The organism is Thermoanaerobacter thermocopriae JCM 7501 (assembly GCF_001310975.1).
Lineage (GTDB): Bacteria > Bacillota > Thermoanaerobacteria > Thermoanaerobacterales > Thermoanaerobacteraceae > Thermoanaerobacter > Thermoanaerobacter thermocopriae.
Genome location: NZ_BAZY01000062.1, coordinates 1 through 3,172, shown reverse-complemented (window position 1 = coordinate 3,172; position 3,172 = coordinate 1). Strand labels below are relative to the sequence as shown.

Below are 3,172 nucleotides of genomic sequence, written 5' to 3'. Positions count from 1 at the left end.
GGTTTTTCAACTAATACATGTTTTCCAGTATTTAATGCATTTACTGCTATTTCAGCATGTGTATAAGGTGGCGTACATATATCTACCAAATCTACATCATTTCTCTCTAATACTTTTTTATAATCGTCATATACGTCGGCATCTTCAAGATTAAATCTTTCTTTTTTATCTCTTGCTTTCTCGGGATATATATCTGCCAAAGCAACAATTTTGCACCTATCTGAAAATTGTAGATATCCTTGAATATGCTGAGGAGAAATATTACCAGTACCAATAATTGCTACTTTTATCATTCAATTTTCCCCCTATTCTATACCAGACACATCTTTAAACGTATCTTTTAACGTATAGTATAAATTTCTATAAATTTTATAAACCTCATTATATTTATCTTTATTTTCCTCAATCGGATACACACTGTCACTGACTTTGATGAGTTTGCTACATGCCTCCTCGACATCTTTAAATACCTCATATCCTACAGCCGCCATTATTGCTGCACCAAAAGCTGGTCCTTCAGTTGCATTTACCATGTCTACTCTGACACCAAAAATATCTGCAAGTACTTGCCTCCACAATACGCTTTTTGCACCGCCACCGCTTACTCTTACTTCATTTACCGGTATATTGAGTTCTTTTATTATCTCAAGTGAATCTCTAAGCCCAAATGCTACACCTTCAAGTATTGCTCTTGTCATATGCCCTCTATTGTGTGTCATATTAAGCCCTATAAAGCATCCTCTCGCGTAAGGGTCACTATGCGGTGTTCTTTCGCCCATAAGGTAAGGCAAGAATATTAATCCCCCGCTCCCTGCTCTCACCTTTTCTGCTTCTTCTAAGAGTTCATCATATGTCACAGATGCTTTTCCAAAATTATTTATCTCATCCACCCACCACTTTAAACAAGCAGCTGCTGAAAGCATTACTCCCATTACATGCCATTTGCCATTGGCGTGACAGAAAGAGTGTAACCTATTTTCTCCGTCCACTACATATTTATCTTGACTCGCAAATACAACTCCTGAAGTGCCAAGTGCAACTGATACTATGCCACTTTTTACTGTTCCTGTCCCTACTGCTCCACTGGCTTGGTCTCCTCCTCCGCCTACAACTATTGTTCCTTCTTTTAATCCTGTTAAATCAGCTACGTCTTTTATAACATATCCAGTTACTTCCGTAGATTCATAACATTTTGGCATCCAATTATAAGGTATGTCTAATGCATCTAGCATCTCTTTTGACCATTTTCTATTTTCTACATCAAATAACAATGTACCCGATGCGTCTGATACATCTGTTGCATATTCATTTGTCAATTTAAATCTGATGTAATCTTTAGGCAAAAGTATGTGATGAATCTTTTTATATATATCAGGGCGATGTTTTCTTACCCATAATATTTTAGGTGCCGTAAATCCGGTTAAAGCTTTGTTCCCTGTGTATTTGGCCAATTTTTCTTTGCCTAATGTCTGGGTAATATAATCACATTCTTCTTGCGTTCTTTGGTCATTCCAAAGTATAGCAGGCATTAGTACATTGTTGTTCTCATCTAAAACAACAAGTCCATGCATTTGTCCACTTAAACCTATGCCTTTTATATCATAATTTTTTACACCAGTTTTAATTATTAACTCACGTATGCCATCTTTTGTGGCATTCCACCAGTCTTCAGGGTTTTGTTCTGACCAGCCTGGCTGGGGGTAATATACTGGATATTCTTTTGATATGCTCCCTATTACATTTCCATTTTCCTCTATTAAAATTATCTTTACTGCCGAGGTACCTACATCTATACCAAGAAAATACATAGTTATAGCCCTCCAATTACTCACTGAATAGATACTGATTTAATATTGACTCCAGTAGTTCCTGCTTGCCTGATTTGTTCTCAATCTTTGGATTGTTTAACGCATGTTCTTCTAGAGTTTTAAAGTCTGCTTTTCCACTTACTATCTCTAGCCCTATACCTTCTCTATAGCTTCTGTATCTCTCTTCTATAAATTTATCAAATACTCCATCTTTAGCAAGCTTATACGCTACCTTAAATCCTTTTGCAAAGGCATCCATGCCCGCTATATGTCCTATAAATAAATCTTCCGGCTCAAATGAAGCACGTCTTACTTTTGCGTCAAAGTTAAGTCCTCCTTTATCAAAACCACCCATCTTGATGACTTCATACATTGCAAGGGTTGTCATACGTATGTCTGTTGGAAATTGGTCTGTATCCCATCCTAAAAGCATATCTCCCATATTTGCATCTATAGAGCCTAACATATTGTTAATTCTTGCATATCTTAATTCATGCTGAAAATCATGTCCTGCAAGGGTCGCATGGTTTGCTTCTATGTTTAATTTGAAGTGTTTGTCTAGGTCATATTTCTTCAAAAATGCATATACGTTCGCTGCGTCAAAATCGTATTGGTGTTTTGTCGGTTCTTTAGGTTTTGGCTCAATTAAAAGCTGACCTTCAAATCCTATCTCTTTTGCATATTCTACTGCCATGTGTAAAAACCTTGCTAAGTTATCAAGTTCTAATTCCATATCTGTGTTAAGTAATGTTTCATATCCTTCTCTTCCACCCCAAAATACATAATTTTGGCCACCAAGTTCTTTTGTTATCTCAAGGGCTTTCTTTACTTGCGCCGCTGCATATGCAAATACATCTGCATTACAGGAAGTTGCTGCTCCATGTACAAATCTCGGATTTGAAAAAAGATTTGCTGTACCCCATAATACTTTTGTTTTGCTCGTCTTTAAGTAGTCTTTTATCATTGCAACTATTGTATCTAAATTTTTGTTTGTCTCCCTTAATGTCTCTCCTTCCGGAGCTATATCTCTGTCATGGAAACAGAAAAATGGTACGTCGAGTTTTTCAAATAGTTCAAAGGCTGCTTCTACTCTCGCTTTGGCAATATCCATAGGGTCAGTAAAATGGTCCCACGGCCTTTGCATTGTGGGTGCTCCAAATGGATCTGTCCCATTGGCTGTGAATGTATGCCAGTATGCCACTGAAAAACGCAAGTGTTCTTTTAAAGGTTTTCCGTCTATTATTTCATCTGGATTGTAAAATTTGAAAGCATATGGGTTGTTTGACTTTGGTCCTTCATATTTTATTTGTGGTACGTTCTTGAAGTATTCCATGTCATTTTCCTCCTTTTTGAAAATATAATTT

The 3,172-nt window shown here is 36.7% G+C and carries 3 protein-coding genes; all 3 read right to left on the bottom strand.

Features of this window, described 5'->3' with window-relative positions:
• Positions 1–293: Gfo/Idh/MocA family protein (locus tag JCM7501_RS12295; protein ID WP_162199509.1), on the bottom strand; the 293-nt coding region annotated here is incomplete at its 3' end.
• Between the two features lie 12 nt (positions 294–305).
• Entirely contained in the window at positions 306–1,808 is a 1,503-nt protein-coding gene (gene xylB, locus JCM7501_RS12290) for a xylulokinase (protein ID WP_028992697.1), read from the bottom strand.
• A gap of 16 nt (positions 1,809–1,824) precedes the next feature.
• Positions 1,825–3,141 (bottom strand): xylose isomerase, encoded by a 1,317-nt coding sequence (gene xylA, locus JCM7501_RS12285; protein ID WP_012994345.1) that lies wholly within the window; start codon positions 3,139–3,141, stop codon positions 1,825–1,827.
• Positions 3,142–3,172 lie beyond the last annotated feature (31 nt).